General features: G+C 70.7%; 31 protein-coding genes. 14 read left to right on the plus strand and 17 right to left on the minus strand.

Annotated features, from left to right (window positions below; all coding sequences use genetic code 11):
- Window positions 1-11 precede the first annotated feature (11 nt).
- Window positions 12-719, minus strand: coding sequence for an invasion associated locus B family protein (locus tag A3862_RS06040; protein WP_043760167.1), 708 nt, complete (start codon window positions 717-719; stop codon window positions 12-14).
- A 102-nt stretch (window positions 720-821) separates the two neighbouring features.
- Window positions 822-998, minus strand: a complete 177-nt coding sequence (locus A3862_RS31405) for a hypothetical protein (protein WP_164706345.1) — start codon at window positions 996-998, stop codon at window positions 822-824.
- A gap of 376 nt (window positions 999-1,374) precedes the next feature.
- Between A3862_RS31405 and A3862_RS06045 the strand changes: the two genes are divergently transcribed.
- Complete coding sequence (locus tag A3862_RS06045) at window positions 1,375-2,820, plus strand: homospermidine synthase (RefSeq protein WP_043350149.1); 1,446 nt, start codon at window positions 1,375-1,377, stop codon at window positions 2,818-2,820.
- A gap of 185 nt (window positions 2,821-3,005) precedes the next feature.
- Here A3862_RS06045 and A3862_RS06050 read toward each other — a convergent pair whose 3' ends face one another.
- The 3 genes from A3862_RS06050 to A3862_RS06060 all read right to left on the minus strand — a co-directional run bounded on the left by A3862_RS06050 (window position 3,006) and on the right by A3862_RS06060 (window position 5,519).
- On the minus strand, window positions 3,006-3,899 hold the full coding sequence (locus tag A3862_RS06050; protein ID WP_111473438.1) for a transporter: 894 nt from the start codon (window positions 3,897-3,899) through the stop codon (window positions 3,006-3,008).
- A gap of 140 nt (window positions 3,900-4,039) precedes the next feature.
- Window positions 4,040-4,891, minus strand: coding sequence for a metallophosphoesterase (locus tag A3862_RS06055; RefSeq protein WP_205782327.1), 852 nt, complete (start codon window positions 4,889-4,891; stop codon window positions 4,040-4,042).
- A 22-nt stretch (window positions 4,892-4,913) separates the two neighbouring features.
- Window positions 4,914-5,519, minus strand: coding sequence for a cation transporter (locus tag A3862_RS06060; RefSeq protein ID WP_182591268.1), 606 nt, complete (start codon window positions 5,517-5,519; stop codon window positions 4,914-4,916).
- A 189-nt stretch (window positions 5,520-5,708) separates the two neighbouring features.
- Between A3862_RS06060 and croR the strand changes: the two genes are divergently transcribed.
- The 6 genes from croR to A3862_RS06090 all read left to right on the plus strand — a co-directional run bounded on the left by croR (window position 5,709) and on the right by A3862_RS06090 (window position 11,665).
- Window positions 5,709-6,182: a 3-hydroxybutyryl-CoA dehydratase gene (gene croR / locus A3862_RS06065; protein WP_043350156.1), complete on the plus strand. Its 474-nt coding sequence runs from the start codon at window positions 5,709-5,711 to the stop codon at window positions 6,180-6,182.
- Window position 6,183: 1 nt separating this feature from the next.
- On the plus strand, window positions 6,184-7,011 hold the full coding sequence (locus A3862_RS06070; RefSeq protein ID WP_205782328.1) for a TrmH family RNA methyltransferase: 828 nt from the start codon (window positions 6,184-6,186) through the stop codon (window positions 7,009-7,011).
- A gap of 410 nt (window positions 7,012-7,421) precedes the next feature.
- A complete protein-coding gene (gene crtI / locus A3862_RS06075) occupies window positions 7,422-9,011 on the plus strand; it encodes a phytoene desaturase family protein (RefSeq protein WP_043350165.1) in 1,590 nt (529 codons plus the stop codon).
- 47 nt (window positions 9,012-9,058) lie between these two features.
- Window positions 9,059-9,478 carry a DUF2141 domain-containing protein gene (locus A3862_RS06080; protein WP_043350167.1) on the plus strand — a complete coding sequence of 140 codons (420 nt, stop codon included), beginning with the start codon at window positions 9,059-9,061 and terminating at the stop codon, window positions 9,476-9,478.
- A 4-nt stretch (window positions 9,479-9,482) separates the two neighbouring features.
- Complete coding sequence (locus tag A3862_RS06085; RefSeq protein ID WP_043350168.1) at window positions 9,483-10,460, plus strand: ABC transporter ATP-binding protein; 978 nt, start codon at window positions 9,483-9,485, stop codon at window positions 10,458-10,460.
- Window positions 10,457-11,665 carry an ABC transporter permease gene (locus A3862_RS06090; protein ID WP_043386036.1) on the plus strand — a complete coding sequence of 403 codons (1,209 nt, stop codon included), beginning with the start codon at window positions 10,457-10,459 and terminating at the stop codon, window positions 11,663-11,665. The genes A3862_RS06085 and A3862_RS06090 overlap by 4 nt, the downstream gene beginning before the upstream one ends.
- A gap of 32 nt (window positions 11,666-11,697) precedes the next feature.
- On the opposite strand, the gene A3862_RS06095 is transcribed toward A3862_RS06090, so the two are convergent.
- A complete protein-coding gene (locus A3862_RS06095; RefSeq protein WP_236952780.1) occupies window positions 11,698-12,150 on the minus strand; it encodes a cache domain-containing protein in 453 nt (150 codons plus the stop codon).
- 78 nt (window positions 12,151-12,228) lie between these two features.
- Window positions 12,229-12,570, minus strand: coding sequence for a hypothetical protein (locus A3862_RS06100; protein WP_124262940.1), 342 nt, complete (start codon window positions 12,568-12,570; stop codon window positions 12,229-12,231).
- A 520-nt stretch (window positions 12,571-13,090) separates the two neighbouring features.
- Between A3862_RS06100 and A3862_RS06105 the strand changes: the two genes are divergently transcribed.
- The 4 genes from A3862_RS06105 (at window position 13,091) to A3862_RS06120 (ending at window position 17,626) form a co-directional block, all read left to right on the plus strand.
- The gene (locus A3862_RS06105) at window positions 13,091-13,933 is read left to right on the plus strand and encodes a type 1 glutamine amidotransferase (protein WP_111473440.1); all 843 of its coding nucleotides are present in this window, start codon (window positions 13,091-13,093) and stop codon (window positions 13,931-13,933) included.
- Window positions 13,934-14,038: 105 nt separating this feature from the next.
- Entirely contained in the window at window positions 14,039-15,568 is a 1,530-nt protein-coding gene (locus A3862_RS06110) for a phytoene desaturase family protein (protein ID WP_043760156.1), read from the plus strand.
- 95 nt (window positions 15,569-15,663) lie between these two features.
- The gene (locus A3862_RS06115) at window positions 15,664-16,422 is read left to right on the plus strand and encodes a lysophospholipid acyltransferase family protein (protein ID WP_111473441.1); all 759 of its coding nucleotides are present in this window, start codon (window positions 15,664-15,666) and stop codon (window positions 16,420-16,422) included.
- A gap of 67 nt (window positions 16,423-16,489) precedes the next feature.
- The gene (locus A3862_RS06120) at window positions 16,490-17,626 is read left to right on the plus strand and encodes a glycosyltransferase (protein WP_043386025.1); all 1,137 of its coding nucleotides are present in this window, start codon (window positions 16,490-16,492) and stop codon (window positions 17,624-17,626) included.
- A gap of 45 nt (window positions 17,627-17,671) precedes the next feature.
- Here the strand turns inward: A3862_RS06120 and A3862_RS06125 are convergent, their stop codons facing one another.
- The 3 genes from A3862_RS06125 to cutA all read right to left on the minus strand — a co-directional run bounded on the left by A3862_RS06125 (window position 17,672) and on the right by cutA (window position 19,317).
- Complete coding sequence (locus A3862_RS06125) at window positions 17,672-18,259, minus strand: hypothetical protein (protein WP_236961797.1); 588 nt, start codon at window positions 18,257-18,259, stop codon at window positions 17,672-17,674.
- A gap of 120 nt (window positions 18,260-18,379) precedes the next feature.
- Complete coding sequence (locus tag A3862_RS31025; RefSeq protein WP_124262941.1) at window positions 18,380-18,883, minus strand: hypothetical protein; 504 nt, start codon at window positions 18,881-18,883, stop codon at window positions 18,380-18,382.
- 80 nt (window positions 18,884-18,963) lie between these two features.
- Window positions 18,964-19,317 carry a divalent-cation tolerance protein CutA gene (cutA, locus tag A3862_RS06130; protein WP_043350188.1) on the minus strand — a complete coding sequence of 118 codons (354 nt, stop codon included), beginning with the start codon at window positions 19,315-19,317 and terminating at the stop codon, window positions 18,964-18,966.
- A 143-nt stretch (window positions 19,318-19,460) separates the two neighbouring features.
- Between cutA and A3862_RS06135 the strand changes: the two genes are divergently transcribed.
- Window positions 19,461-20,228 (plus strand): NAD kinase, encoded by a 768-nt coding sequence (locus A3862_RS06135; protein ID WP_043350190.1) that lies wholly within the window; start codon window positions 19,461-19,463, stop codon window positions 20,226-20,228.
- A gap of 2 nt (window positions 20,229-20,230) precedes the next feature.
- The gene (locus tag A3862_RS06140; RefSeq protein ID WP_043761689.1) at window positions 20,231-20,713 is read left to right on the plus strand and encodes a GNAT family N-acetyltransferase; all 483 of its coding nucleotides are present in this window, start codon (window positions 20,231-20,233) and stop codon (window positions 20,711-20,713) included.
- A 12-nt stretch (window positions 20,714-20,725) separates the two neighbouring features.
- Here A3862_RS06140 and A3862_RS06145 read toward each other — a convergent pair whose 3' ends face one another.
- From A3862_RS06145 to A3862_RS06170, 6 genes are all read right to left on the minus strand, one after another.
- Window positions 20,726-20,926, minus strand: a complete 201-nt coding sequence (locus A3862_RS06145) for a hypothetical protein (RefSeq protein ID WP_043350192.1) — start codon at window positions 20,924-20,926, stop codon at window positions 20,726-20,728.
- A 35-nt stretch (window positions 20,927-20,961) separates the two neighbouring features.
- Window positions 20,962-21,330: a DUF6481 family protein gene (locus tag A3862_RS06150; RefSeq protein ID WP_043350195.1), complete on the minus strand. Its 369-nt coding sequence runs from the start codon at window positions 21,328-21,330 to the stop codon at window positions 20,962-20,964.
- A 123-nt stretch (window positions 21,331-21,453) separates the two neighbouring features.
- Window positions 21,454-21,663, minus strand: a complete 210-nt coding sequence (locus tag A3862_RS06155) for a cold-shock protein (protein ID WP_010683690.1) — start codon at window positions 21,661-21,663, stop codon at window positions 21,454-21,456.
- Between the two features lie 370 nt (window positions 21,664-22,033).
- Window positions 22,034-23,161, minus strand: coding sequence for a beta-ketoacyl-ACP synthase (locus A3862_RS06160; protein ID WP_043760149.1), 1,128 nt, complete (start codon window positions 23,159-23,161; stop codon window positions 22,034-22,036).
- Window positions 23,162-23,168: 7 nt separating this feature from the next.
- Window positions 23,169-23,648, minus strand: coding sequence for a 3-hydroxyacyl-ACP dehydratase FabZ family protein (locus A3862_RS06165; protein WP_043386017.1), 480 nt, complete (start codon window positions 23,646-23,648; stop codon window positions 23,169-23,171).
- Window positions 23,649-23,670: 22 nt separating this feature from the next.
- The gene (locus A3862_RS06170; RefSeq protein WP_010683687.1) at window positions 23,671-23,979 is read right to left on the minus strand and encodes an acyl carrier protein; all 309 of its coding nucleotides are present in this window, start codon (window positions 23,977-23,979) and stop codon (window positions 23,671-23,673) included.
- A 302-nt stretch (window positions 23,980-24,281) separates the two neighbouring features.
- Here A3862_RS06170 and A3862_RS06175 point away from each other — a divergent pair, with 302 nt between their 5' ends.
- Window positions 24,282-25,400, plus strand: a complete 1,119-nt coding sequence (locus tag A3862_RS06175) for an AI-2E family transporter (protein ID WP_043350201.1) — start codon at window positions 24,282-24,284, stop codon at window positions 25,398-25,400.
- A 13-nt stretch (window positions 25,401-25,413) separates the two neighbouring features.
- Here A3862_RS06175 and A3862_RS06180 read toward each other — a convergent pair whose 3' ends face one another.
- Window positions 25,414-25,917 carry a thermonuclease family protein gene (locus A3862_RS06180; protein WP_043386014.1) on the minus strand — a complete coding sequence of 168 codons (504 nt, stop codon included), beginning with the start codon at window positions 25,915-25,917 and terminating at the stop codon, window positions 25,414-25,416.
- Window positions 25,918-25,933: the final 16 nt, after the last annotated feature.

The following is a 25,933-nucleotide window of genomic DNA, read 5'->3' on the forward strand; positions in this document are numbered from 1 at the left end:
GGCGACGGGCCTCAGCCGCTGAGGGCGACGGCCCGGTCGAAGGCCTGGGGGAAACCCACCAGCGGCACCGAGACGGTGGCCGGTTCGGTGCCCCCCGCCTTCTGACCGGTCACGGTGAGCGCCTTGGCGGTGCGCATGCCGTCGAGGGCCAGCGTCGGGAAGCTGATCGCCACGATGCAGCCCTCGGCGCTGCAGGTCGTGTAGGGCGCGCCCTTGCCCAGGGTCTGCTCGTCGAGCTTGAAGGTCACGCCCGGCTCGATGGCAAGTCCGAAGGGCATGAGCACGATCCCCTCGGAGCGGCCGTTCGCCGGCGTCTGCAGCTCGATGCCGAACTTGCGCCGGCCGGTCTGCGAATCACCCTGCGCCTGGGCCACGATGCAGGTGACCTTCTCGTTCGGACGCGTGCAGGTCATCGTCCAGTCGCCGTAGCTCTCGCTGACGGTGCTGGCTCCGGTGGGCCACGCGGCGTGGGCCGGCGCCGCCGCAGGCGTGGCGGCCGCCTCGGACTTCGCCGCCTCGGCGGGCTTGGCGGCCTCCGCGGGCTTGGCCGCCTTGTGGGGGACGGGCTTCGGCCGGGGCTTGGGACGTGCCTTGGCGGGTGCCTCGGCGGCCGGCGCGGCCTCGGGCTCGGCATCCTGTGCGCGCGCCGCCAGGATCGGGACCGCCGTGAGCAAGGTCGCGATCAGGCTGAGACGCAGATGCGCACGAAATGTCGGCATGGAATCACGATCCCCCGAAGCCATTGGACGGCAGAGCCGCCTAATGCCCTAGCCGGGGCGACGCAATCGTCCGGAGCATCGTCAGTGGGTCGGGGGCCGCCCTCAGAGCGGATTCGGGCCGCCGACGGCGCGGGCCAGGGCGCAGCGGCGCGCGAAGGCGGTCTCCGCTCCGTTGCGCAGGCCGCGGGCGACCGCAAAGACGAGGGTGAGGAAGCCGGGATCACGGTCGGCGGTCTCGACGGCCGGGCCGGGGATCCGGGAGGTTATGAGCGCGAGCATGACGGACTCCAAGTGCGAGGGCCCGGGCGTTTCCACGCTCCCCAGTTCCTGCGGTCCTCTCGGTGACCTTGCTGCACTGCAATATGAGCCATGCACGCGGAGCCTGCCATCCGTTCCAAGGCGGGGGGCGCATGCGTCGAGGTCATGGTTTCGACCCGGCGCGTGCAAGATGCCGTTAACGAAGGCGCGGATCCGCGCGGTTGACCGGCGACGGGCGAGCGGCCATTGAGCGCGCTTCCGGCGACTCGGCCCCTGGACCGCACCGGCACCGCTCCGGCGGCGCGGGCCTGTCGCTGCACTGTCACACGCGCGCCATAACCCGCCCGCGAGCCAGATGAGCGGACGCGCCCGGCATCCGCCAACGAGGATATCCCGCATGACCGATCAGCCGACCCGTCACCCGATCCACGGCCGGATCACCGGCCCCATCGTGATGATCGGCTTCGGCTCGATCGGCCGGGGCACCCTGCCGCTCATCGAGCGCCATTTCGAGTATGACCGGGCCCGCTTCACGGTGATCGACCCGGTCGACACGCATCGCGCCCTCGCCGAGAAGCACGGCCTGCGCTTCGAGAAGGTGGCGCTGACGCCGGAGAACTACCGCGACGTGCTCACCCCGCTCCTCACTGAAGGCGGCGGCCAGGGCTTCTGCGTGAACCTGTCGGTCGACACCTCCTCGCGGGCGATCATGGAGCTGTGCCGCGAACTCGGCGCCCTCTACATCGACACCGTGGCCGAGCCCTGGCCGGGCTTCTACTTCGACAAGACCAAGAGCCAGGGCGACCGCACCAATTACGCCCTGCGCGAGAACATCCTCGACGCCCGCGAGCAGAAGCCGGGCGGCACCACGGCGGTCTCCTGCTGCGGCGCCAATCCCGGCATGGTCTCGTGGTTCGTCAAGCAGGCGCTCCTGAATATCGCCCAGGATACCGGCCTGGAGCGGCCGGAGCCCAAGACCAAGGCCGAGTGGGCCGCCCTGATGAAGGATCTGGGCGTGAAGGGCGTCCACATCGCCGAGCGGGACACGCAGCGCGCCAAGAATCCGAAGCCGCGCGGCGTCTTCGTCAACACGTGGTCGGTCGAGGGCTTCGTCTCCGAGGGCAACCAGCCGGCCGAGCTCGGCTGGGGCACGCACGAGACCTGGAAGCCCGACAACGCCCGCGAGCAGGAGAAGGGCTCGCGCTGCGCGATCTATCTGCTGCAGCCGGGGGCCGACACGCGGGTGCGCACCTGGGTCCCGACCGCCGGCTCGCAGTTCGGCTTCCTCGTGACCCACAACGAGGCGATCTCGATCGCCGACTACTACACGGTGCGCGAGGGCGATAAGCCGGTCTTCCGGCCCACCTGCCACTACGCCTACCACCCGGCCGACGACGCCGTGCTGTCGCTCCACGAGATGTTCGGCAAGGCGGCCAAGGTGCAGGAGCAGCAGCACATCCTCGACGAGACCGAGATCGTCGACGGCATCGACGAGCTCGGCGTGCTCGTCTACGGCCACAAGAAGAACGCCTACTGGTACGGCTCGCAGCTCTCCATCGAGGAGACCCGCAGGGTCGCACCGTACCAGAACGCCACCGGCCTGCAGGTGACCTCGGCGGTGCTTGCCGGCATGGTCTGGGCCCTGGAGAACCCGGAGGCCGGCATCGTCGAGGCCGACGAGATGGATTTCCGCCGCTGCCTGGAGGTCCAGACCCCGTATCTCGGCCCGGTCGTGGGCGTGTACACGGACTGGACGCCGCTCACCGACCGCCCGGGCCTGTTCCCGGAGGACATCGACACCAGCGATCCCTGGCAGTTCCGCAACGTGCTGGTGCACGGCTGAAGGCTCTGCCGCGCCCCGTCAGCCGGGGCGCGGATCCGCCGCCTGAACGGCAGCGCAATCCTGCACGCAAAAGGGGCCCCGTCCGGCCCCGTCGTCGTGCATTCGCCGCGCGGCAGCGGTCCGTGACCCGGATCCGCCGCCTGCGCCCGGGATGGCACCAGCCCGGACAGCGTCAGCCGGCTTGGCTACTCGGCCTGCCGCCGCGTCACGAGGGTGCGGCCCGGCTCGACCTCGTTCTTGTCCTGGTACAGCGGCACGATCGCCCGCAGCCAGCCGCGGACCTCGCGGCCGCCGTAATTGCGCTCGACCACGTCGTGGGTGAGGTAGGCCTGGAGGTTCACGGGCCCGAAATTGTAGCCGACGAGACCGCCCACCGCGATCTGCCCCTGCGGGCGGTAGCTCGCCACCCCGGTGGGAAGGTCCGTCGACCCGAACGCCACCGCGCCGACCTGCCACGCGCCGAACTTCTTCGTCATGGTCAGGTCGAGGTTCAGGTAGTCCGGGTACAGGGTGCCGCTGGGCGAGCGCGGGTCGAGGAAGACGCCGTAGAGCAGGTTCGCCGTGAGGTTCCAGCCCTGGCCGGTGTAGCTGACCGCGAAGCGGTGGGTCAGCGAGGCGGACTGGGTCAGGAAGCGCGTCTGGATCGGCAGGTAGCCGCCGAACAGGTAGCTGACACCCACATCCCCGCCGAGATCCCAGGCGAGCTGCGCGGCGAGCAATTGCTGGCCGACGCCGCTCTGGTAGGGCGCCCCCTGGCTGCTCGCGGCCGCGATCGGCTGGGTGAAGAAGAATTGCAGGCGCGCGCCCGCGACGTCCCAGGGCGTCGCCCACGCGAAGGTCGGCAGGTTGACGTTGGTCGCGGAATCCCGCGGGCGGGTGCCGCGCACGCCGAAGCTCGACAGGTTCACGAAATACAGGCCGACGGGAAGCTGATCGCCCACCGGCAGACCGACCGTCTGCCCCGGCTGCGCAGCGGAAGCCGCCCGGGCGCCCGTCGCCGTCGACGCGACGGAGATGGGAGCGGTGACGGCAAGAACCACCGCCGCGAACTCGCGTGACGTCAGGCTAAATCCGACCATGAGAACCCCGAACCAGGCCCCCGGGATGCGGGGCCGATCAGGGTTGGACGGGCGCTCGCTCCGACAACATCCCGCCGTTACGGCCAAGCCGTGCGCAACGGCACAGCCTCGACGGTCCGATCTCTTGGGACGGGACTAAATCACCGGTTCTCAACTTCCACGACGAAATCGCTGCTGTAGGTCGCGCCCTCCACCGGGTTCGAGACCCAGCGGCAGCGCCCGACCGCGAGGTCGTGGCCCGCGTGGAAATGCCCGGAGATCCACAGCGCCGGTCGCGCGGGATCGGAAAGGGCGTCGAGGGCCGTGCTGGCATAGAAGGCCGGCACCCACCAGGGAACGCCGGCCACGTCCCGGAACCGGTCCGCGGCCAACGGGCTCGCCGGGTGATGGGTCACCACGACGGTCGGACCGTCGTGCGGGATCTGCAGCGCCGCGTGCAGGGCGGCCCGCTCGATCCGGTGCTCCGCCATCGCGTCCGCGGGCTGCCAGGGGCTGCCGTCGGCCTTGCGGATCGCGCCGAGATATTCCCGGGAGCCCGTCACAGGATCGGTCATGCGGGCGGCCGCGTAGGCCACCGGATCGGCGGGCCGGTCCGGGGCATCCGGGGCGAGCCAGCGCCCGGCGAGGTCCCAGTCGCTCCACAGGGTGGTGCCGACGAAGCGGACGCCGTCGATGACGCAGCTCTGCGCGCGCTGGAGCAGATGGATCCGGGCACCCAGCTCGTTGAGCCGGGCGACCTCGCCTTCCAGGGCGGCGAGCAGCTCCGGTGCGGTGCGCCGGTCCCCGGTCGGGGCATAGCGCTCGTGGTTGCCCGGCACCAGCACGATCGGCCGCCCCTGGGCGAGATGCAGCAGGGCCGCGAGCCCCCGTTCGGGATGCCCTTCGTGGAGGTCGCCGGGGCAGGCGAGCAGGTCGAACGGCTCTGCGGGCGGCGCGATCAGGTCGAGGCGGCGCCGCTCCAGGTGCAGATCCGAGATGGGGAAGATGCGCATGATGGTCGCTGCTGAGGGGCCGCTATCGTGCGGCTCTGCGCTCGGCCGCGGCCGCCTTGAGGATGTCGGCGGCCGAGTCGGCGTTGAGGATCGCGATCCCGGCCGCCACGACGAGGTCGGGCCAGGGGGATGGGTGGAGGGCCGTCACGAGGCCGGCGGCGATGATCGCCAGATTGGCGTAGGCGTCGTTGCGTGCCGAGAGATAGGCCGCCCGGGTCAGGCTGCCCGAGCCGGAGCGATGCCGGGCGAGCATGAGCGCGCAGGTCAGGTTGACGGCCAGTGCCCCGAGCCCCGCGAGGGTCAGGGGCAGAGCGGCGGGGGCGGTGAAATCGGCGATCTTGCCGTAGGCCGCCCAGGCGCCCGCCAGCGCCGGCAGCAGCAGGATGCCCGCCATGGCGGTCCCGAGGCGGGCGCGGTTGCGCGCGCTCCAGCCGAGGCCCGCGAAGATCAGCAGGTTGATCGCGGCGTCCTCGAGGAAATCGAGGCTGTCGGCGATCAGCGCCACCGAGCCGATGGCGAGCGCCACCGCGATCTCGATGCCGAAATAGCCGAGGTTGAGCGCCGCCACGCGGGCGACGACCGGGCGCAGGGCGGGCCGCGCGGGCGGGGGCACATCATCGGCGATCACGGGACGCCTCTTCGCCGACGCGCACGGCTCTGTCGAGCGGCTGTTGAGAAAACCCTGTCGGCGGCTCAAGAAAGTTCGAGGCCCTTCAGCCTTTGTCCGGGTGGATTCGGCGCCGGGATCGTGCGACGCCGTTTCCGGAGCCGGCCGCACGAGACGAATGACCGGCCCGAACCGGAGGTCTGCCGCGTCATGCTGCCCGAACTGCGCGTGCTCTATTTCGAGGATCTCGAAGTCGGACTGTCGGAGACTCTGTCGAAGACCATCGCCTCGTCGGATGTGGTGGGTTTCGCCGAGATCACCGGCGACCGCAATCCGATCCACCTGTCCGAGCACTTCGCCGCGCGCACGCCCTTCGGCACCCGCATCGCCCACGGCCTGTACACGGCCGGGCTGATCTCGGCGGTGCTGGGCACGCGCCTGCCCGGACCGGGCGCCGTCTACATCTCCCAGACCCTGAACTTCCGCGCCCCGGTGCGGATCGGCGACGTCGTCGACGTCACCGTGACGGTGGCCGAACTCATGCCCGAGCGGCGGCGGGCGCGCCTCGCCTGCCGGTGCTCCGTCGGGGGCGAGACCGTCCTCGACGGCGAGGCGCTGGTGAAGGTGCCGACCAAGGCCGAGGCCGACCCGCTGGCGAGCCGCACCGAGCGCGCCCAGGGCTGAGGTGACCCCGGACCCGGAAGACCTCGGCGACCCGGACGATCCCCGCCTGGAGCCCTATACCCGGATGCGCGAGCGCGACCTCGTCGGCCGCGCCGGGCGCTTCATCGTCGAGGGCGAGGTGACGCTGCGGCTGCTCCTCGGCCGCCGCAGCCGGTTCCGCGCGGAATCGATCCTGATCGCCCCGGAGCGCTGGCCAAGCCTCGTCGCCGACGTCGCCGCCTGCCCGGAGCCGCCTCCGGTCTATTGCGCCAGCAAGGCGGTGATGAGCGCGGTCACCGGCTTCCCGATCCACCGGGGGGTCCTGGCCATCGGCCTGCGCGGCGCGGAACCCGCGGCGACCGCCCTCGTGCCGCCGCCGCCCGCACCCGCGCTGGTGGTCGGCCTTGCCGGCCTGACCAATCACGACAATGTCGGCGCCGCCTTCCGCAACGCGGCCGCCTTCGGGGCCGACGCGGTGATCCTCGACGGAGAGAGCTGCGATCCGCTCTATCGCAAGAGCATCCGGGTTTCGGCCGGGGCCGCGCTGATCCAGCCCTTCGCGCGGCTCCCGGCGGGGCAGGACTGGCTGCGGCTGGCCGACGCCCTCGACCTCCAGCCGTTGGCCTTCAGCCCGGGGGCGACCGAGCCCCTGGATGCCCTCACCGTGCCGGCGCGGGCGCTCCTGATCCTCGGCACCGAGGGGCCGGGCCTCGACGCGGCGACGCTGGCCCAGGCGCGGCCGCTCCGCATCCCCATGGCCGCCGGATTCGATTCGCTCAACGTCGCCACGGCGGCGGGCATCGCCCTGTTCACCATCGCCCGCGGCCAGGGGCGCCTCGGTCCGACGTGAGCGCGCGGCGCCGGCGGGTCGGGGCCCGGAATCCGATCTCGGCATCGCCGCCCTGGCCGGGCGCCCGATGCAGGGGGCGGTCGGCAGCGGGACCTTCGGGCGGAGGCCGGACTCGGCATGGATGGTATCGACGCCTGGGCCGGTGCTGAGGCGCAGGATGTCCGCCGACCGGCGGCTCCCGGATGATGGCCGCGTCTCGGCCCGCGCAGGTCCGCGGCCTGCGGGCCGGCCCGCCCTCGGGCGCCTCGGTGGCCGGGACAACGGCGGCCTTGCGCAAATCTTGCGAATGGGTGTCCCTGGTATGATCGTATACAGCGTTCTGCGCGCGACAAACGGCTGCAATTGCCGCGCGATGATGCCAAGCTAGCTTGGCCACATGGGTGTCGGGATTCTGTGAGGAGTCGGGGACGTTGCTTCAGTCTGGGGATGGGTTGCGAGCGCTGACCGGGCGCCGGGTGGCCGTGGTCGGGGCCGGGCCAGGTGGGCTTGCCTCTGCCCTGCTCCTGGCGCGGGCCGGGATCCATGTCACCATCTTCGAGAAGGATTCCCAAGTCGGCGGCCGGACGAAAACCGTTGAGGCGCCCGGCGGATACCGCTTTGATATCGGACCGACGTTCTTCCTCTATCCGCAGATTCTGGCGGACATTTTCGCGAGCTGCGGGGAGCGGCTGGAAGACCACGTCAAGCTCGAGCGGCTCGACCCGCAGTACCACCTCGTTTTCGAGGGGCAGGACGGCATTTCGGGGACGATCAGCGCCACGGGCGATGTCGGGCGCCTGGAGCAGGAGATCGCCCGCCTCGCGCCGGACGACGCCAAGAACGTCAAAGCCTTCTTCGCCGAGAACCGCACCAAGCTGAACTATTTCAAGCCGGTCCTCGAACAGGCCTTCCACACGTTGCGCAGCATGGCGAGCCCGGCGATGCTGGCTGCCCTGCCCTACCTGCATCCGGGCCGAAGCGTCGACCGCGACCTCAAGCGCCACTTCGCCGACCCGCGGGTGCGCCTCGCCTTCTCGTTCCAGACCAAATACCTCGGGATGTCGCCGTTCCGGTGCCCGAGCCTGTTCACCATCCTGTCGTTCCTCGAATACGAGCACGGGGTCTACCACCCCGTGGGCGGTTGCGGGGCCGTCTCGGAGGCCATGGCGGGCTTGGCCGGCCGCATGGGCGTCGATCTCCGGCTGAACAGCACGGTCGAGCGGGTGCTGTTCGACGGCAAGCGCGCCTGCGGCCTGGTGGCGGACGGCGAAACCTTCAACGCCGACGCGGTGATGATCAACGGCGACTTCGCCAAGGTCGTCCGCGCCCTCGTCCCGGAGCGGCACCGGCCGCGCTGGCGCGACGCCAAGATCCAGAAGGCCCGGCTCTCCTGCTCGACCTTCATGCTGTATCTCGGCCTCGAGGGGAAAATGCCCGACAGCCTCGGGCATCACACGATCCTCCTGGCCGATGGCTACGAGAAGAACATCCGCGAGATCACCGAGGGCACGCTGCCGATGCAGCCCTCCCTGTACGTGCAGCATGCGGGCTACACGGACGGCGGCATGGCGCCCCCCGGGCATACGGCCCTCTACGTTCTGGTTCCGGTGCCGAACCTTAAGGCGGGGATCGACTGGTCGACGCTGCGGGAGACCTACCGCGCGCTGATCCTGGAGCGTCTGAAACTCCTCGGAATCGACGATCTCGAATCCCGCATCCGCTACGAGCGGATCATCGATCCGACCCAGTGGGAGGAGGATTTCGCCGTCCATGAGGGCGCCACCTTCAACCTCGCCCACGACCTGATGCAGATGCTGTATTTCCGCCCGCACAACCGCTTCGGACCGGGGCTGTACATCGTCGGCGGCGGCACGCATCCGGGCTCCGGCCTGCCGGTGATCTACGAGGGTGCCCGCATCTCGGCACGGTTGCTGATCGAGGAACTGGCCGGCGCCCGCGCCGCCGCCACGGCGGGCATTCCCGATACGGCGCCCTTGGCGACCTCCGGCGAGGCCTCGTGAGCGCGGCGACGGATCGGAGGAGACACGGCCGCGGGCCGACGGGCCGCGTGACGATCGCCCTGTCGGCTTGGCTCTGCGCCGCAGCCCTGCCCGTCTCAGCCGCCGCCGTTCAGGTCGAGGTCGACGGGATCGAGCCGGGCGGCGGTCAGGTGCGCGTGGCGCTCTGTCAGGGCGGTCTTTCGGAGACGTCGTGCCTGCGGGGCGACGACTCGCCGGCGACGGCCGACCGGGCGCTGTTCACCTTCCGGGACGTTCCGCCGGGGACCTACGCGGTGGCGGCCTATCAGGACGCAAACGGCAACGGACGCCTCGACCGGACCGGCCTCGGCCTGCCGCTGGAGCCCTACGGCTTCTCGGGCGCCGTCGGGCGCCGGGCGCGGCCCGATTTCGCCGAGGCGGCCTTCGCCCTACGGGAACCGGGCGCCGCCCTGCGGGTGCGCCTTGGCCGTGCCCTTCCGAGACGGTGAGACGATGGAGGGCCCCCTCGTCAGCCTCGTGGACGTCGGCCTCGACCTCCGCGGGCGACGGGTCCTGGACCGGGTCGATCTTGAGCTCGGGGCCGGCGAGACCCTCGCGCTGCTCGGGCCGAACGGGGCCGGCAAGTCCTCGCTGATGCGCCTCGTTGCGGGGCGGTTGTGTCCGAGCGCGGGGTCGGTGCGCGTGGCCGAGGCGGACCCCTATCGCGCGGGACGCGCACGCCGCGCCATCGGCTGGGTGCCGCAGGAGATCGCCCTCTATCCCCGGCTGACCGTCTCGGAGAATCTCGGCGTCTTCGGGCAGCTCGCGGGGGTTGCCCGACGCGACCGGAAGGCCGCCGTGGAGGCCGCCCTGACCATGGCCGACATCGCCGACGTGGCCCGACGCCCGGTGGGCGTCCTGTCGGGGGGATACCGGCGCCGGGTCAACATCGCGGCGAGCCTGATGAACCGGCCCCGGCTGGTCCTCCTCGACGAGCCGACCAGCGGCGTCGACCTCGCCGCCCGGGCCGCGATCCACGCGGTGCTCGACCGCCTGAAGGCCGCCGGCACCGCGATCCTGATCGCCACGCACGATTTCGCCGAAGCGGAGCGCCTCGCCTCCCGGGTTGCGTTCCTGGCCCAGGGTCGGGTCGTGCGTGCCGGCCGGCTCGCCGATCTGCTCGCGCAATTGCGCACGGGCGCCCCCGAGCGGGAGCTGAGCCTCGCCGTCCCGGCGACGGGACCGGCCGAGGGTGTGCTACGCCGGGCCGGGTTCGCGCCCGCCGAGGCGGGAGGCCTCGTCTGGCGGTCCGTCGAGCGCTCCGGCCTCGACGGCGCGGCCCTGCTCGGCGCGCTGCGCGCCCAGGGCGTTCCCGTGGCCGAGATCCGGGTTCGGGCGCCACGGCTGGAGACGCTCTACCTCGACGCCCTCCGGCCGCGGGAGCTGACGGATCCCGCGGCCACGCCGCTCCGGGTCGGTGCAGCCGGATGATCGCCGCCGCCTTCCGCGTGATGCTCCTGACCCTCCTGCGCGACCGGGCCGCGCTGGTGATGGCCTTCGTGCTGCCGACGGTGATCTTCTCGATCTTCGCGGCCATCTTCTCCGGGGCGATCGGCGACCGGATCCGCATTCATCTCGGACTGGCCGATCTGGCCCACACCGCCGCCACCGAGCGCCTCGCCGACGCCCTCGCGGCCGATCCCTCGCTGCGCGTGACGCGCCTGCCCGCCACCGACATTGCCGCCGTGGCGCAGGCGGTTCGTGCGGGCGAGGTCGACGTGGCGCTGGTCCTGCGCGGCGACCTGATCGCCGCGCCTGCGGAAGCCGCATCCGGGTCTGTCGATCAACCGGTGGTGCTGGTGGAGAACCCCGCCAAGGCGTTGGCGACGCCGATTGCCCTGGGCCAGCTCCAGCGGGTCCTGAACGAGGCGCTGCCCGACGTGGTCCTGTCGCGGATCGTCGCCGACGTCGAGCGCACGGGCAAGATCGGCCCCGACGAGCGCCGCTTCCTCGACGAGGCCTTCGCGGAGCAGCGGGCCAAGAAGGAGCCGTTCAGCTTCGCCGCCCTGGTGGAGCGGCGCAGCACCGCCGCTGGCAGCGCCAATGCGCGGGTGAGCTACTATGCCGGTGCGATCACAGCGGTGTTCCTGCTCTTCGCCGCGATGCAGGGGGCGATGTCCCTGGTCGAGGAGCGCGAGACGGGCCTCGCCGAACGGCTGATGGCCGGTCCGGGCGGCCTGCCGGTGGTCGTGCTCGGCAAGTTCGCCTTCCTGACGCTGCAGGGTCTCGTCCAGGCCGGGCTGATCTTCCTGGCCGCCGCGCTGCTCTACGGAGTCGAGATCGGGCCGCACTGGCCGGCCTTCCTGGCCACCTGCCTGCTGGTCTCGGCGATGGCCGCCGGCCTCGCGCTCGCTGCCTGCGCGCTGGCTGGCTCGCGCCAGCAGGCGCACCTCGCCTCGACCTTCGGAGTGCTGCTGCTCTCGGCGGTTGGGGGCTCCATGGTTCCGCGCTTCCTGATGCCGCCCTGGCTGCAGCAGGCCGGCTGGCTCACCCCCAATGCCTGGGCGATCGAGGCGTATCAGAGCGCGCTCGGCGAAGGGTTCTCCGCCGCAGCGCCGTCGCTCGCGGTGCTGGGCGCGCTGACGCTCTGCGGGCTCGGCCTCGCCCTCACCCTGGCGGCGCGGCGGACCGTGTAGGGCAGCCATCGGGCGCGCGGATCGGACCCGCGTTACTCGACGTAGACGCCCGCACCGATGACCGCGTCCGAACCGGCGACGTGCGTCGCGCAGACGTAGCTCCATTTCACGGTCGGGACGGACTGACCGGGCTTCGGGAACATGTAATCGACCCAGCCGGAACCGAAGCGGTCCACAACCTCGATGAAGTCCCTGTGGAACTGCTTCCGGTCGGCGTCGCGCTCGTCGAGAAGATCATGCCCCTCGCGGTTCGGATGCGCGGCATTGAACAGCACGATCCCCTTCATGTCGATGACGAACAGATAGACGTCCCCGTAGCGCCAGACGCTACCTTTCCGTCTGAACTCTCCGAACGCCCCGGCGCCGCGGTCTTCCAACGCCTCGGCCGCCCGGTTCACCAGGGCCTCGATCTCGGCCGCCTGATGGACGGGCGGGGTCGAGCGCGTCCGGAATGCGGGAAGCGTCAGGCCGATCACGAGCAACACCGGCCATATCAGCAGGGCTCTCCACATGTGGTCGCCTCACCGATTGAATCTGAGACGTCCCAGGCGATCCCGAGACGATCACGGCGCGCTGCGCCACGGCGATCCGCCCAAGGCGGCAGGCGCGCCGAACTGCAGGTGCGGCCGCAGCACCGTCTCCAGCCCCGCCTGCCCGGAGAGGGGATGGCTGCGGGAGTCCGGCCGAACGGATAGCGGAGGGTCCACGCTCGTCTTGTCAGGATCTTGCCGGGAGCCCTCCGAGGTCACCGGATAATCCCGCCCGGTGCGCGTTGCCGAGGCGCGGACTTCGCCGACATGGCCGTGCCCCCTGAGAGCACAGCCGGTCCGCCTTCCGGAAACCGGCCGGCCCACGGCATCGGGCAGCGTCGCGAAGGCGAGGCAATTGCCGTCCAGCTCGATCATCGGATGACGGTCGTCGATCGCGGCACGCCTCGGCACGACCGTCCTGCGAGACCCCGCGCAGGCGCCCGCCTGCGCCGCGCGACGGACGGCCTCCGTGTCACGGACGAGGAGACCCCACCCCTCTCGGACACAGAGTTCGATCCCTGTGAAATCCGGCATTTCGCCCTCCAGCATAGCCTGATTTCAGTAATGATCTGATCCAATATGAATCGTATGCGGGATAAGGCGCATCATTCATTTGGATGCGCCAACGAATAAATAATATTCGACAGCCCGATGGATGGGCGTGAGGCCCGTGCCGAGACCCGCGCCAAGACCCGTGCGCTCGGCATCCGTCACACCGTGGTCGTTGCCCTGTACGTCCGGCCGGGGGCGCTCCGACCCGGTCGCCCGCGACGGGCTCCGGGAGCCGCTCCGGGCTGCGGCATGCTCGGCCCGCGACGATCCGCGCCGTTTCCCCGCGGCTCCGCGAGGGCACATGCAGCTTCCCCGCCGCACGGCCCCGCTCAACGGAACTCCCATGCTCCGCCTGCTCATCGCCGACGGCAACGACCGCGCGGCCCGGGACCGGCACGTCGCGGCCACCGGCCGAACCTCGGCCGAGTCCTACGCGGCCGTGGTCCGAGATCTTCGGCCGGAGATCAGCTGCCATCTCGTCAGCCCCGCCGATGCCGACGCCACCCTCCCGGCGACCCTCGCGGATGTCGACGGCGTGATCTTCACCGGCTCGACGCTCAGAGTTTCCGAGGGCACGCCCGAGGTGAGGCGGCAGCTCGTGCTGATGCGGGCCGCCCTGGACGCGGGGCTGGCGATCTTCGGATCGTGCTGGGGCGTGCAGGTCGCCGCCACGGTGGCGGGCGGGCGGGCCGCCGAGAACCCGCGCGGGCCGGAATACGGCTTCGCCCGCTCCATTACCCCGACCGAGGAGGGCCGGACCCATCCGCTCCTCGCCGGCCGGCCCGCCACGTGGGACGCCCCCGCGATCCACGCGGATGCGGTGCTGCAACCGCCGCCGGGCGCCCGCGTGCTTGCCGGGAACCGGATCCTCGGCATCCAGGCGATCGAGATCCGCCAGGGGGACGGATGGTTCTGGGGGACGCAGTATCATCCCGAGCTCGACCTGGACGAAGTCGCCGCGATGCTCCGCCTGTGCGACACGGCCATCGTCGCGGCGGGCCTGGCGGAGGATCCGGAGACGGTGGCGGCCTATGCCGACGAGATCGCAGGCCTTCAGACAGGCGAGCCCGCAGCCGTGCGCCGGCTCGCATGGCGCCACGGATTGGGGCCGGAAGTGCTGGAGGCGGATCGCCGCCGCCGCGAGATCGGCAACTTTCTGACCCGGCTGTCCACAGGTGAGCATTGACCGGATGCGGCCGCGACCGGGTGGCGCGTTGACCCGCACGACCCCGGGGCTAGCTTCGCTGTCGCGGGTCACGTTCGTGGAAGGCCCGGGGAGCGACCTATCAGGATGAGCCAGGATTCAACGGTGGCCGTTATCGGCAGCGGACTCGGCGGTCTGGCGGCCGCGTGTGTCGCTTCCGCGCGGGGACACCGCGTGACGGTCTACGACAAGAACGGCTGGCTCGGCGGAAAGGCGGCGGTGCTCCACGAGGGCGGCTTCCGCTTCGACATGGGCCCGACCATCCTGACCGTGCCGCGGGTGCTGGAACGGATCTTCGCTGAAGCCGGCCGCTCGGTCCACGACTACATGGATCTGCGCCGCCTCGACCCGCAATGGCGGTGCTTCTTCGATGACGGCACCCAGATCGACCTGATGCAGGACGTCGAGCGGATGGCCGGCGACATGGAGCGCTTCGCGCCCGGCACCGGCGAGGGCTACAAGAAGTTCCTCTCGATCTCGGAACACCTGCACGGCGTTTCGGAAAAGTTCTTCTTCTGGAAGCCGGTCGAAGACCTGTTCGACACGATCAACATCCGCGCCAACATGAACCCGGGCACGCTGCGCGACGTGCTCTCCCTGCGCATGCACGCCTCCGTCGCCTCGACGATCCGCGGCAAGGTCAAGGACGCCCGGCTCGCGCAGATGCTCGACCACTTCGTGCAATATGTCGGCTCCTCGCCCTATGGCGCGCCGGCGGTGCTCTGCGCCATCGCGCACATGCAGACCGCCGACGGCGTCTGGTACCCGATGGGCGGCACCCGCGCCGTGGCGGAGGGGCTGGCGAAGCTCGCCCAGGAACTCGGCGCCACCTGCAAGACCGACACCGAGGTGACCGGAATCGAGACCGCGAACGGCGCCGTCCGGGGCGTGCGGACTGCCCACGGCGTCACGCCCTTCGACGCGGTGATCTCCAACATGGATTCGGTCCGCACCTACCGCGAACTCGTCGGCGGCGAAGCGGCCAAGGTCTACGCCAAGAAGAACCCCGAGCCGGCTTGCTCGGGCGTGGTGCTCTATCTCGGCCTGAACAAGCGCTACGAGCACCTGAACCACCACGACTTCGTCTTCTCCCGGGATCCGGAAGAGGAGTTCGACTACATCTACAACAAGGGCGAGCCGGCCCCGGACCCGACCGCCTATCTGGCGGCGCCCTCCTCCACCGATCCGAGCGTGGCGCCGGAGGGTGGCGAGGCGCTCTACGTCCTCGTGCATACGCCGTATCTGCGCCCGCACCACGACTGGCGTCCGGACGGACCGCTGTTCCAGAATTACCGCCGGACGATCCTCGACAAGCTCAAGCGCACCGGCGGCATGCCGGACCTGGAGGAGCGCATCGTCGTCGAGCGCCACCTGACGCCGCAGGACATCCACGAGCGTTACAAGGTGCTGAACGGCGCGATCTACGGTCTCGCCTCCCACGGGCGGGTGATGGGCGCATTCAAGCCTGGAAACCGTTCGCGGCAGGTGCGCGGCCTCTACCTCGCGGGGGGCGCCGCCCATCCGGGTCCCGGCATGCCGATGGTGATGATGTCGGGCTGGATCGCCGCCGACGCGCACGACCAGGACGCCCGCGGCGCCCTGCGCGCCTCGGCGTGACGGCGACGCCGCCACCTCCCGCCTCCGTCCCGGGGGGCGAGAGAGGTACGCGCGGCGCCCCCTTGCCCCCGATCTCGCCCGGAATCCGCGCCTTCATGGTGGCGTGGTTCGAGCGCTATATGCACCGTCACCTCGACGCCGTGCGGCTGCCCCTCTGGAGCACACCGCCGGCGGCGAGCCATCCGGGCGCGATCGTGGTCTATAGCAACCACCCGGCGTGGTGGGACGCCGCGCTGATCGTCGTGCTGGCCGGCCGCCTCTATCCGGAGCGATGGAGCCGCGCCCCGTTCGACGCCGCGATGCTGGCGCGCTACCGGATCTTTGAGCGGATCGGCGCCTTCGGGGTCGACCTGGAGAGCCCGCGCGGGGCGGCGCAGTTCCTCACGGCCGCCCGGTCGATCCTGGCGTCCTCCGACGGCATGCTCTGGATCACCGCACAGGGCCGTTTCGCGGATGCCCGCGCACGGCCGCTGGCCCTGAGGCCCGGCGTGGCACGGCTCGCCGAGATCGCCCCCGACGCCCTGTTCGTTCCCCTCGCCGTGGAATACACCTTCTGGGACGAGCGCGGCGCCGGCGCCTTCGTGGCCTTCGGTCCCGGGATCGGCGGATCCGAACTCGCCGCGCTTCCGCGAGACCAGCGGCTCGCGCGCCTGGAATCCGACCTGACCACGACCCTCGACCGTCTGAGCGCCGATGTGATCAGCCGGGAACCCGGACGCTTCCGCACCCTGGTCTCCGGCCGAAAGGGCGTCGGCGGCCTCTACGATCTGTGGCGACGCGTGGCGGCCCGGCTCTCCGGGCGACGCTTCGATCCGGCGCATCGCGCCGCGGGCGGCCAGGATCGCGCCGGATGACCCCTTCCGCTCGCGCCCGGCCCCGTACGATCCCAGGTCGAGACCCGACACCAGCGCGGCGCGGACGATGACCGATTCGATCCTCACGGCCCTGGCCCTGCTCTGCCTGGTCACCGCCCTCCTGCCGGCCGTGCTGGCGGCAGTGAATCTCGCGGCTCTGCGCCGGCCCATGCCGGAGACCGGGACGGGCCTGGTCTCGATCCTGATCCCGGCACGCAACGAGGCCGGCAACATCGACGCCACCGTGCGGGCGGCGCTCGCCAGCACATCGGTTCCGGTGGAGGTCATCGTCGGTGACGATCATTCCACGGACGCGACCGCGGAGATCGTGCGCGCCGTCGGCGATCCGCGTCTGCGCCTCGTCTCGGTGCCGGCCCTTCCCGAAGGCTGGACGGGCAAGAACCACGCCTGCAGCCATATGGCCGGCCTCGCCCGCGGCGACCACCTGCTGTTCCTGGACGCCGACGTGCGCCTCGAAGCCGAGGCCGCGGCTGCCGTGGCGGCCCAGGCCCGCCGCACCGGTGCGGCGCTCGTCAGCGGCGTACCCCGGCAGCGCACGGACACGCTCGGCGAGATGCTGACCGTCCCGATGATCGACTTCCTGCTCCTCGGCTTCCTGCCGGTGCCGCTGATGCGTCGGCTGCCGGACCCGTCGCTCGGCGCGGCCTGCGGTCAGCTGATCTTGGTCGATCGTGCGGCCTACACGGCCGTCGGCGGACACGCTGCGATCCGCAAATCCCTCCATGACGGCGTCCGCCTGGCCCGCCTCTTCCGTGCCGCGGGCTACCGGACGGATCTCGTGGCCGCCGCCGCGCTGGCGACATGCCGGATGTACGATGGCTTCACCCAAGCCTGGGCCGGCTTCTCCAAGAACGCCCACGAGGGCATGGCCACGCCCCGCGCCCTTCCGGTCTGGACGCTCCTGCTCGGCTGCGGCCAGGTCCTGCCGCCGCTCCTCATCCTGGCCGGCCTGCTCGGGCTGGTGCCCGCCTCCGCCCTGGCCCTGGGCGGCCTGGCCTTGGCCCTGTCGCTGGCGACCCGGACGGCCGTCACGGTGGCGGTCCGGGCACCCTGGGCGACGATCCCGCTCCACCCGGCGGCGGTCGCGGTGGCCCTGGCGATCCAGTGGAACGTGCTCCTGCGACGCGAGCGAGCCGGCGCGGCCACTTGGAAGGGGCGCAGCTATCCCGTGAGCGGCGGCTGACCCGCGCAGGCCGACGGAAGGCCACCGCCGGCCCGGATCACGCGTTCAGGGCTGGCACGGGTTGGTGTTGCGGGCCTTTCCGGAAGACGGCTTCAGCGAGACGATGAGCTGAACGTTCGGCACATCGCCGACCTGCCGGGTCAGGTGCCCGACATGGCCCTCCGCCCCCTGCGGCGTCGATCCCATGTCGGCGTTGAACTCCACCTCGCCGGGTCCCTGCTCGAGCACGCTCCCGTCGGTGGCCTCCACCGACCAGCGGCCCGACAGGGTGATCACCCATTGCGGCCCCGGCGCCGTGTGCCACGTGCCGACATAGCCGACGGGCAGGACCGCATACTTGATCGACGCCACCTCCCCCGGCGGAAATCCGACGTATTGCGGCGCTGCCGGAGGCGCGTAGCTCTTGAAGATGAAATTCTTCAGGTCACAGTATTGGACATGGCTGTGACCCTTGTCGTCGGCATAGAGAACCCCGTACCGCAAGGCGGGCGGATCGGCTGAGGCGAGACCGGCCGGACCGGACGGCGCCGCCTCGATGGTCATCAACAGTTCCTTCTTCGGATCGCCGGCCGCCTGAACATTCAGGGCGCCCATGACCGACATCAGCAGAGCCGCAGCGGCGCGGTCTGCCATCCTGAACCATCCCATGGTTTCCCCTCGGCTTTGTCTCGGGCGCGACGCGCGCCGCAGCCCATTAAAATCGTCCGCCAGATTTTCTCAATCTTTTTCCCGTGCAACGACCTTCCGATGCTTTTATTTATCTGAAACATCGATCTTTAATCTCGAACCTTTGCATGCAAACTTAGATCTGTTCACGACGCCGAGAAGCAAGGCAAAGGAAATACCCGGATGCACGCGCTCCATGCGGCGTCCGACGGCGCAGAAGTCTTGTCCACAGACGCCGGACAGCGAGGCCGGCAACCTGACGGGTTCGGCTCCGATCCGCGGCCGCAGATCGGGGCGAAGATCGCTCATCGCCCACAGACCGCCAGATGCAGGATCCGGTCGGAGGCGCAGATGGATCCGACGGCTTCGGATGCCGGGCTCACCATCGCGGGATACGCCGCCTCGTGGCTCGCAGCGCACGACCGCGCGCGCCCGGCTTTCACAGCAGCGGCAGCCGTCCTGTTCGCGGGAGCGCCGGCGGCTCTTGTCACCTTCGCCGGCGACAGCCTGCTCGGTGCCGGCATTGCCGATCGCCGCAACGCGGCGCCGGACCGCCCGGTCGTCCTGGCGCCGGTGGGTCGGCGCGTTCATCCGGATCGCTGCCAAAGCGGTGTTCGCCCGGGTGCGGTGATCGCACAGCGGACCGTCGTGCCGCGGCTCGGCCTATTGGATCAGGCCGACTGGGGTTCCGCTCCAGCCGAGCCGTCCGGCTGCGTTTCCGCCAGGATCCAGGCGGCGGTGTCGGCGTCCGCGCCGGCGACCGGCAGATGCAGGATGATCGGCGTGTCGTAGGGATGTCGCGCCTTCAGGGCGGCCGTCAGGGCGTCGGCAAGACCCTCGCGGCTCTTGAGAAGGGCCGCGACCTCCGCGCCGCGCTCGACGGCGCCCTTCCAGCTGTAGACGGATTGCATGCCCGGCATCACGTTGATGCAGGCGATGAGACGCTCGCGGACCAGGGCCTCGCCGATATTCAGCGCAGAGGCGAGGTCGGGAAAGGTGGTGTAGACGAGGAGCGGACGCTCCATGCTATGCCTCCGATTGCGCATGTGCCGTCAGAGTGAGGCCCATGCCAAGCCAGGACGTCAACCGGGCGGTTCGCTCATCAGACTGGAGCCGTGACGTGAACCCTGAGGCGATTTTGACGCGCCTGCGCGGCTGCGCCTGAGCCATGGCGCTCTTCCAGAAGATCGCCTTCGTGGCGAGCCCGACCGGCCATGCCCGCGAGGCCGCCGCCGCCCTGATGCGCCGCTACGATCACGTCCCGCCCGAGGAGGCGGACGTCGTCGTGGCGCTCGGCGGTGACGGCCTGATGCTGCAGGTGCTCCACCGCTTCATGGACAACCCGAAGCCGATCTACGGGATGAACCGCGGCACGGTCGGCTTCCTGATGAACGAGTTTCGCGACGACGACCTTCTGGAGCATCTGGAGACGGCGCATCGCAGCGTCATCCACCCGCTGGTGATGGACGTCCTCGACACCGAAGGCCGCTCCCACCGGGCGCGGGCGATCAACGAGGTCTATCTGCTGCGCCAGACCCACCAGACCGCCAAGCTGAAGATCGCCGTCGACGGCAACGTCCGGCTCGACCTGCTGATCGCCGACGGCGTACTCGTCGCCACCGCGGCGGGCTCGACCGCCTACAACCTGTCGGTCGGCGGCCCGATCCTGCCCCTGGACGCCAAGCTGCTGGCACTGACGCCGATCTCGGCCTTCCGTCCCCGGCGCTGGCGCGGCGCGCTCCTGCCGGATTACGCCCGCATCCGGATCGACGTGCTCGACGCGCCCCACCGCCCGGTGGCGGCGGTCGCCGACCACACCGAGTTCCGCCGCGTCTGCACCGTGGAGACATCCCTCGACCGCGCCACCGAACTCGTGCTGCTCCACGATCCCGGCCACAGCCTCGACGAGCGCATCCTGCGAGAGCAATTCGGGTGAGCCTGGACATCAGACCTGCGCGGGCGACCGATCACGCGGCGATCACCCGCATCATCGTGCCGACCATCCGGGCGGGAGAGACCTATGCCCTCGACCGCGACCTCGGCGAGGCCGAAGCCCTCGCCTACTGGACCGGACCGGACCGCGAGACCTTCGTGGCGGAGGAAGCGGGGACGGTGGTCGGCACGTATTACCTGCGCGCCAATCAGGCGGGCGGAGGCGCCCACGTCGCCAATTGCGGATTCATGACGGGGGAGGCCGCGATCGGCCGCGGAATCGCCCGCGCCCTGTGCGCGCATGCCCTCGATCGGGCGCGGACGCGCGGTTTCACGGCGATGCAGTTCAACTTCGTGGTCAGCACCAACGTCCGGGCCGTCCGGCTATGGGAAAGCTTCGGCTTCGCCGTGGTCGGACGGCTGCCGGGCGCCTTTCGACACCCGGACCTCGGGCCGGTCGATGCGCTGGTGATGTTCCGGACGCTCTGAGGTGCGCCCGGATCAGGGCTGCGCAGCTGCGACGAGGTCGCCTTCGCGGATCGCCCGCTCGCCGGCCTTCGTGCGGATCCGGTAGCTCGGCTCGCCGGTCTGATCCTGCGGCATGAGCCGCAGGACCTCGAACACCTCGACCTCGCCCGCTTCGCCGGGGGTCCCGAGCCGGGGCCGGCAGACACGCTGGCCGATCTTGAACTTGTGGGACATGCCGGGCTCCTGGAGGGTGTTGCCGCTGCCGCGCCTCAGCGCTTCTTCTGCGCTTTCGCCTTGCGGGCGAGATAGCGAGCGTCGCGCTGGGCCTTCTGTTCGGCCTGGAGAGCCTTGGCGCGCTCCTGCGCGGCCAGCTGCTCGGCGTGCTTGCGCTCGATTTCCGCGAGACGCTCGGCCTCGGCCAGGGCAGCGGCGCGCTCGAGCTCGGCCTGACGCTGGGCGGCGCGTTCGGCCGCACGGGCCTCGCGGGCATCGACCACGGCGCGGCGGGCGGATTGGCGAGCCAGGACCGTGGGATCATCGGCAGACGGGCGCGCCCGGAACCGGGCCAGCATCTCGGACCGCGCCTTCGCGGCGGTCTCCAGACGATCGACGACACCCTGATTCTTCAAAAAGCTCACAGACACTCCTGGATCGGGCGCGGCGAAGGCCGTCGCCCACGAGAGAAAGGCAAGGAAAGAGAATGCAGATACGAAGAAGCCGCTCCAAGGGAGCGGCTTCGACAGAAACGCCTAGGACGGCGATCAGGCCGTCTGGAGCTGACCGGCGGACTGCTTGCCGCTGCGACGGTCGGTCTCCAGCTCGTAGGAAACCTTCTGGCCTTCGTTCAGGCTGCGCAGGCCGGCGCGCTCGACGGCCGAGATGTGAACGAACACGTCCTTGCCGCCGTCATCCGGCTGGATGAAGCCGTAGCCCTTGGTCTCGTTGAACCACTTGACGGTTCCGGTGCTCATGGAAGTCCTTGATCTTCGCAGGCATAGTGAGGAATGGCACCCGCTCATGCGAGAAGGCGCCGGCATCGACCGATAGCGATAGGAAAGTCAGAACCGCCCTGCGAAGGCGTAACGGTCCAAGATATCCGGACACGTGCCGATACGGCTTAAATAAACCGCCGGCGGTTTTTTGGCAAGCGCAGGGAAATATTTCACCCGGCAACAGGCCCGCCGATGCGGGAAATTCTCAGCGGAAAATGCGGCTGAGCAACGCCAGAACGGCCGCGAGAACAACGAGATAAGGGAGTTCAATGCGGCGTGGGCGCATGAAGTCTGTGGTTACGGCCGCACGAACTAGCGCCGTCGGCACGCAGGCACCGGACGGGCTTGCTCAGGCCGGAACGAGGCGCAGAACCCCCTCGCCGCGCCGATGGCCGACGGCGGTCACCGCGACCTCGCGGGCGCTGCCGCCGGCGACGAGGGCGGCCCCGAGCGCCGTTCCGAAGGGTGCCGCCACTTCGAGCCCGTGCCCGATCACGTCCCCGAGGGCGCGCAGCCGCGCGCCGGGCGCGAGACGGGCCAGCGCAGCGTGCTCTTCCGCGGTGATCGGCGCGACTCCGGTGGCACCGGACAGGACGTGATCGGGGCCCGAGAGGCCGGCCTGTCGCCAGAGGGCCTCGAGGCTGTCGGCGACGCTGCCGGGCCTGCGCCGGGTCCGGTCGCTCGCCACCGTCTCAAGCCGGGCCAGGGCACGGGCACCGCGGGCGGCCGCATGCGCAGCCGATTCCAGCATCAAGAACGCTGCGCAGCTACCGAGGATGAAGCCGCCCGCCTCGCCCCGCGCGAAGACCGGGCGGTAGGCGTCGCGGGCGAGGTAGCCGCCCATCTCGTGGATGACCAGAACGTCCGGCCGCTCGGCGCTGTAGGAGCCGCCGACCAGGATCGCATCGATCTGGCCCGAAGCCACCCGCGCCTGGGCGATCCGCAGGGCGTCGACCCCGGCGGATTCCTCGCCCATGAAGGTGCGCGAGGCGCCCGTCACCCCGTGCACGATGGCGATGTTGCCGGCGAGCAGGTTCGAGAGCTGAGCGAGGAACAGGGTCGGCCGGAGGTCGTTCTGCAGCCGCTCGTTCAGGTAGGCGCCCGGATCGGCGGCGTCCCGCAGGCCCGTGAGGATCGCCCCGTCCGCCACATAATCGCGCTCGCCGCCGCCCGCCGCCACGACGAGATGGAGCGCCTGCTTGAAGGCGGCCTCATCCTTTACGCCCGCGGCGTCGAGGGCGAGGCCGGCGGCGTAGACGCCGAGCCGCTGCCAGGCCTCCATCTGCCGCTGGTCGCTGCGCTTGGGAATCTGGCCGTCCCAGGCGATCGCCGGCGCCGGATGCACCGGGTAGGGCGCAAAGGTCTCGCTGTCCGTGCGCGGAGCCGCCTCCCCGGCGAGGGCGGCCAAGTGGGCGTCGACGCCTTCACCCACGCAGGAGACGAGGCCGAGGCCGGTGACGACGACGGGGCGGCTCATGGCTGACTCAGGGCTCGCGTTCGGCCGGCGCCGAATCGGGAAACAGGCCGATCGTCCGCGCCCGCTCGCGCATCGGCGCGTCGAGGCCGTCCGGGAACGGCATGGTGCGGAAGCGCAGCTCCGCGTCGCACAGCGCCTTGCCGTCGTGGCTGATCGCCGCCTTGGTGACCGCGTAGCCCGAGCCGTCATGCTCCAGGTGCGCCGTGACGAGGAGGTTCGCCCCGGGGCCCACGAAGGACCGGAAGCGGGCCTTGTCGACGCCGGTGAGGAACGGCATCCGGGCGAAGTCGAGATGGGCAAGCACGAGGTAGCCGGAGGCCTGCGCCATCGTCTCGGTGAGGAGGACGCCCGGCACCAGGGGATGGCCGGGGAAGTGCCCTTCGAAGACCGGGCTGGCCATGGGCACCCGGGCGAGCGCCTCGATGCGGCCGGCGGCCCGATCGAGGAGCCGCACGGAGTCGATCATCTCGAAATATTCGAGGCGCATGATGGGTCGGATCGGCCTGCGTTCAGACCTTGGCGGCCTTCTCGGCCACGAGGCCGTCGATGCGCGCGCAGAGGTTCTTGAGGACGAAGTACTCCTCGGCCGGGACCTTGCCCTCGTTGACCTCCTGGGTCCAGCGCTCGAGCGGCAGCTTGATCCCGAAGGCCTTGTCCACCGCGAAGGCGATGTCGAGGAAGGCGAGGCTGTCGATGCCGAGGTCGTCGATGGCGTGGCTCTCGGGCGTGATCTTGTCCCGCGGGATGTCGGCGGTCTCGGCTATGATGTCGGCCACGCGCTCGAAGGTGGCGCTGCCGTGGGCGGGCTCGTCGGACATGTCTTCTCGCGGGCTGTTCGAATTCCGGATCGGTCGTGCGGGAGCCCCCTCGCCGCCCGGGCGGCCCGGCGGAAACGCCCCGTGCGGCCACCCTACGCGTATACGGGCCCTCGTACGTGGCCCCGTCGAATGGCGGCGACCTCTACACGAGGGTGTCAGGGGCGGCAACCGCGGCGCTTCCCCGGCGTTTCAGCGCCTGTCCACAAGCGTGCGCCGCCGGGTGCGCGGACGCGCATGTGCGCCGATCGCGCCGACCCTAGCTTGACGGCGAGAGGACCGCGCGTCCTCAGGAGAACAGACGGATGCCACCGATCACCAAGCCCGCCGCTCCGCCGGCGCGGATCGAGACGCCACCCCTCCCGCCACAGGAGCGGGCGCGCTCCCAGGGTGCGGCTCGCGTCCTGCTCGTGCTGACCCTGTCGGCCCTGGGTCTCTGGATCCTGCACGAGTTCCTGCCCGCGCTGGCCTGGGCGGTGGTGCTGGCGATCGCCCTGTGGCCAGTCTACACGCGGCTGGAGCACCGCTTCCCGCCGGGGAAGCACAACATCCTGCTGCCCACGCTGATGACGGCGGCGGTGGCGCTGGTCTTCCTGGCGCCGCTGGCGATCCTCGGCGTCCAGGCCGCCCGCGAGGCCCACGACGTGGCCGAGTTCGTCCGCAATGCCGAGGCGAACGGCATCCCGGCGCCGGAATTCCTCCAGCACCTGCCCTACGGCGCCGCGCAGGCGACCGCGTGGTGGAACGACAATCTCGGCCACGCGCAGGCGGGCTCGGACCTGCTGCGCCGGTTCGAGAACAATTCCGTGCTCGGGGCGTCGCGCAATGTCGGCCGCGAGGTGGTGCACCGGATCGTGCTGTTCGGCTTCAGCCTCGTGGCCCTGTTCTTCCTGTTCCGCGACTGGCGGACGGTGCGGGACCAGTCGCTGACCGCCTGCCACCGGCTGTTCGGCCCGCGCGGCGAGCGCGTCGCCCGCCAGATGGTGGCCTCCGTGCACGGCACCGTCGACGGGCTCGTGCTGGTCGGCCTCGGCGAGGGCTTCGTGCTGGGGATCGTGTACCACTTCGCGGGGGTACCCCACCCCGTGCTGCTCGGCGCCTTCACGGCGGTCGCGGCGATGATCCCGTTCGGAGCCGCCGTGGCCATCGCCATCGCGGCGCTTCTTCTGGTTGCGGCGGGTTCGGTGACGGCGGCTTTGGTGGTGGCTGCGGCGGGTTTCGTCGTGACCTTCGTCGCCGACCATTTCATCCGGCCGGCCCTGATCGGCGGCACGACGAAACTGCCCTTCCTGTGGGTGCTCCTCGGCATCCTCGGCGGCGTCGAGACCTTCGGGCTGCTCGGCCTGTTCGTCGGCCCGGCGGTGATGGCCGCCCTGGTCCTGCTGTGGCGGGAATTCACCGAGGGGCAGGACGCGACGGCCTGAGCCGCCGGACCCGCTAGTCGGCCGCGCTCGCCCCGGCCGTGGCCTCGACCCGGCGCCGATCCTGGCGCCAATCGGCCGGCTTCTCGAAGGTGCCGGCCCAGATGCCGCGGCGGGTCGCCCAGGCGTGCCCCTCGTGGCGGACATAGGTGGGCGTCACGTGGCGGCTGGCCAGCGCCAGGCCCTGGCCGACCATCCAGGCGGACAGATCCTCGCCATGGACATGGCAGATCCCGGTGACACGCCCGGCGACGGCTCCCTCCCGCCGCTCGCAGGTGACGACGCCGCCGTCGATCCGCGCGCGCAGGGCCTGCGCGGCCTCGCGGCCGCAGCGATATTCCAGGCCCTTGGCGCTCTCGCAGCTCTGCGCGGTCTCGGGGGCGTCGATGCCGTACAGGTGGATGCGCGTCCCCTGCACCTCGATCGTGTCGCCGTCGATCACGGTTGCCGGACCGCTGATCGTCCCGGCCGCGGCAGCAGGGCCGCACAGGAGGAGCAGGGCAAGCATCGGTCTGATCATCACGGAACTGTCCACG

This window comes from Methylobacterium sp. XJLW, from assembly GCF_003254375.1.
Taxonomy (GTDB): domain Bacteria; phylum Pseudomonadota; class Alphaproteobacteria; order Rhizobiales; family Beijerinckiaceae; genus Methylobacterium; species Methylobacterium fujisawaense.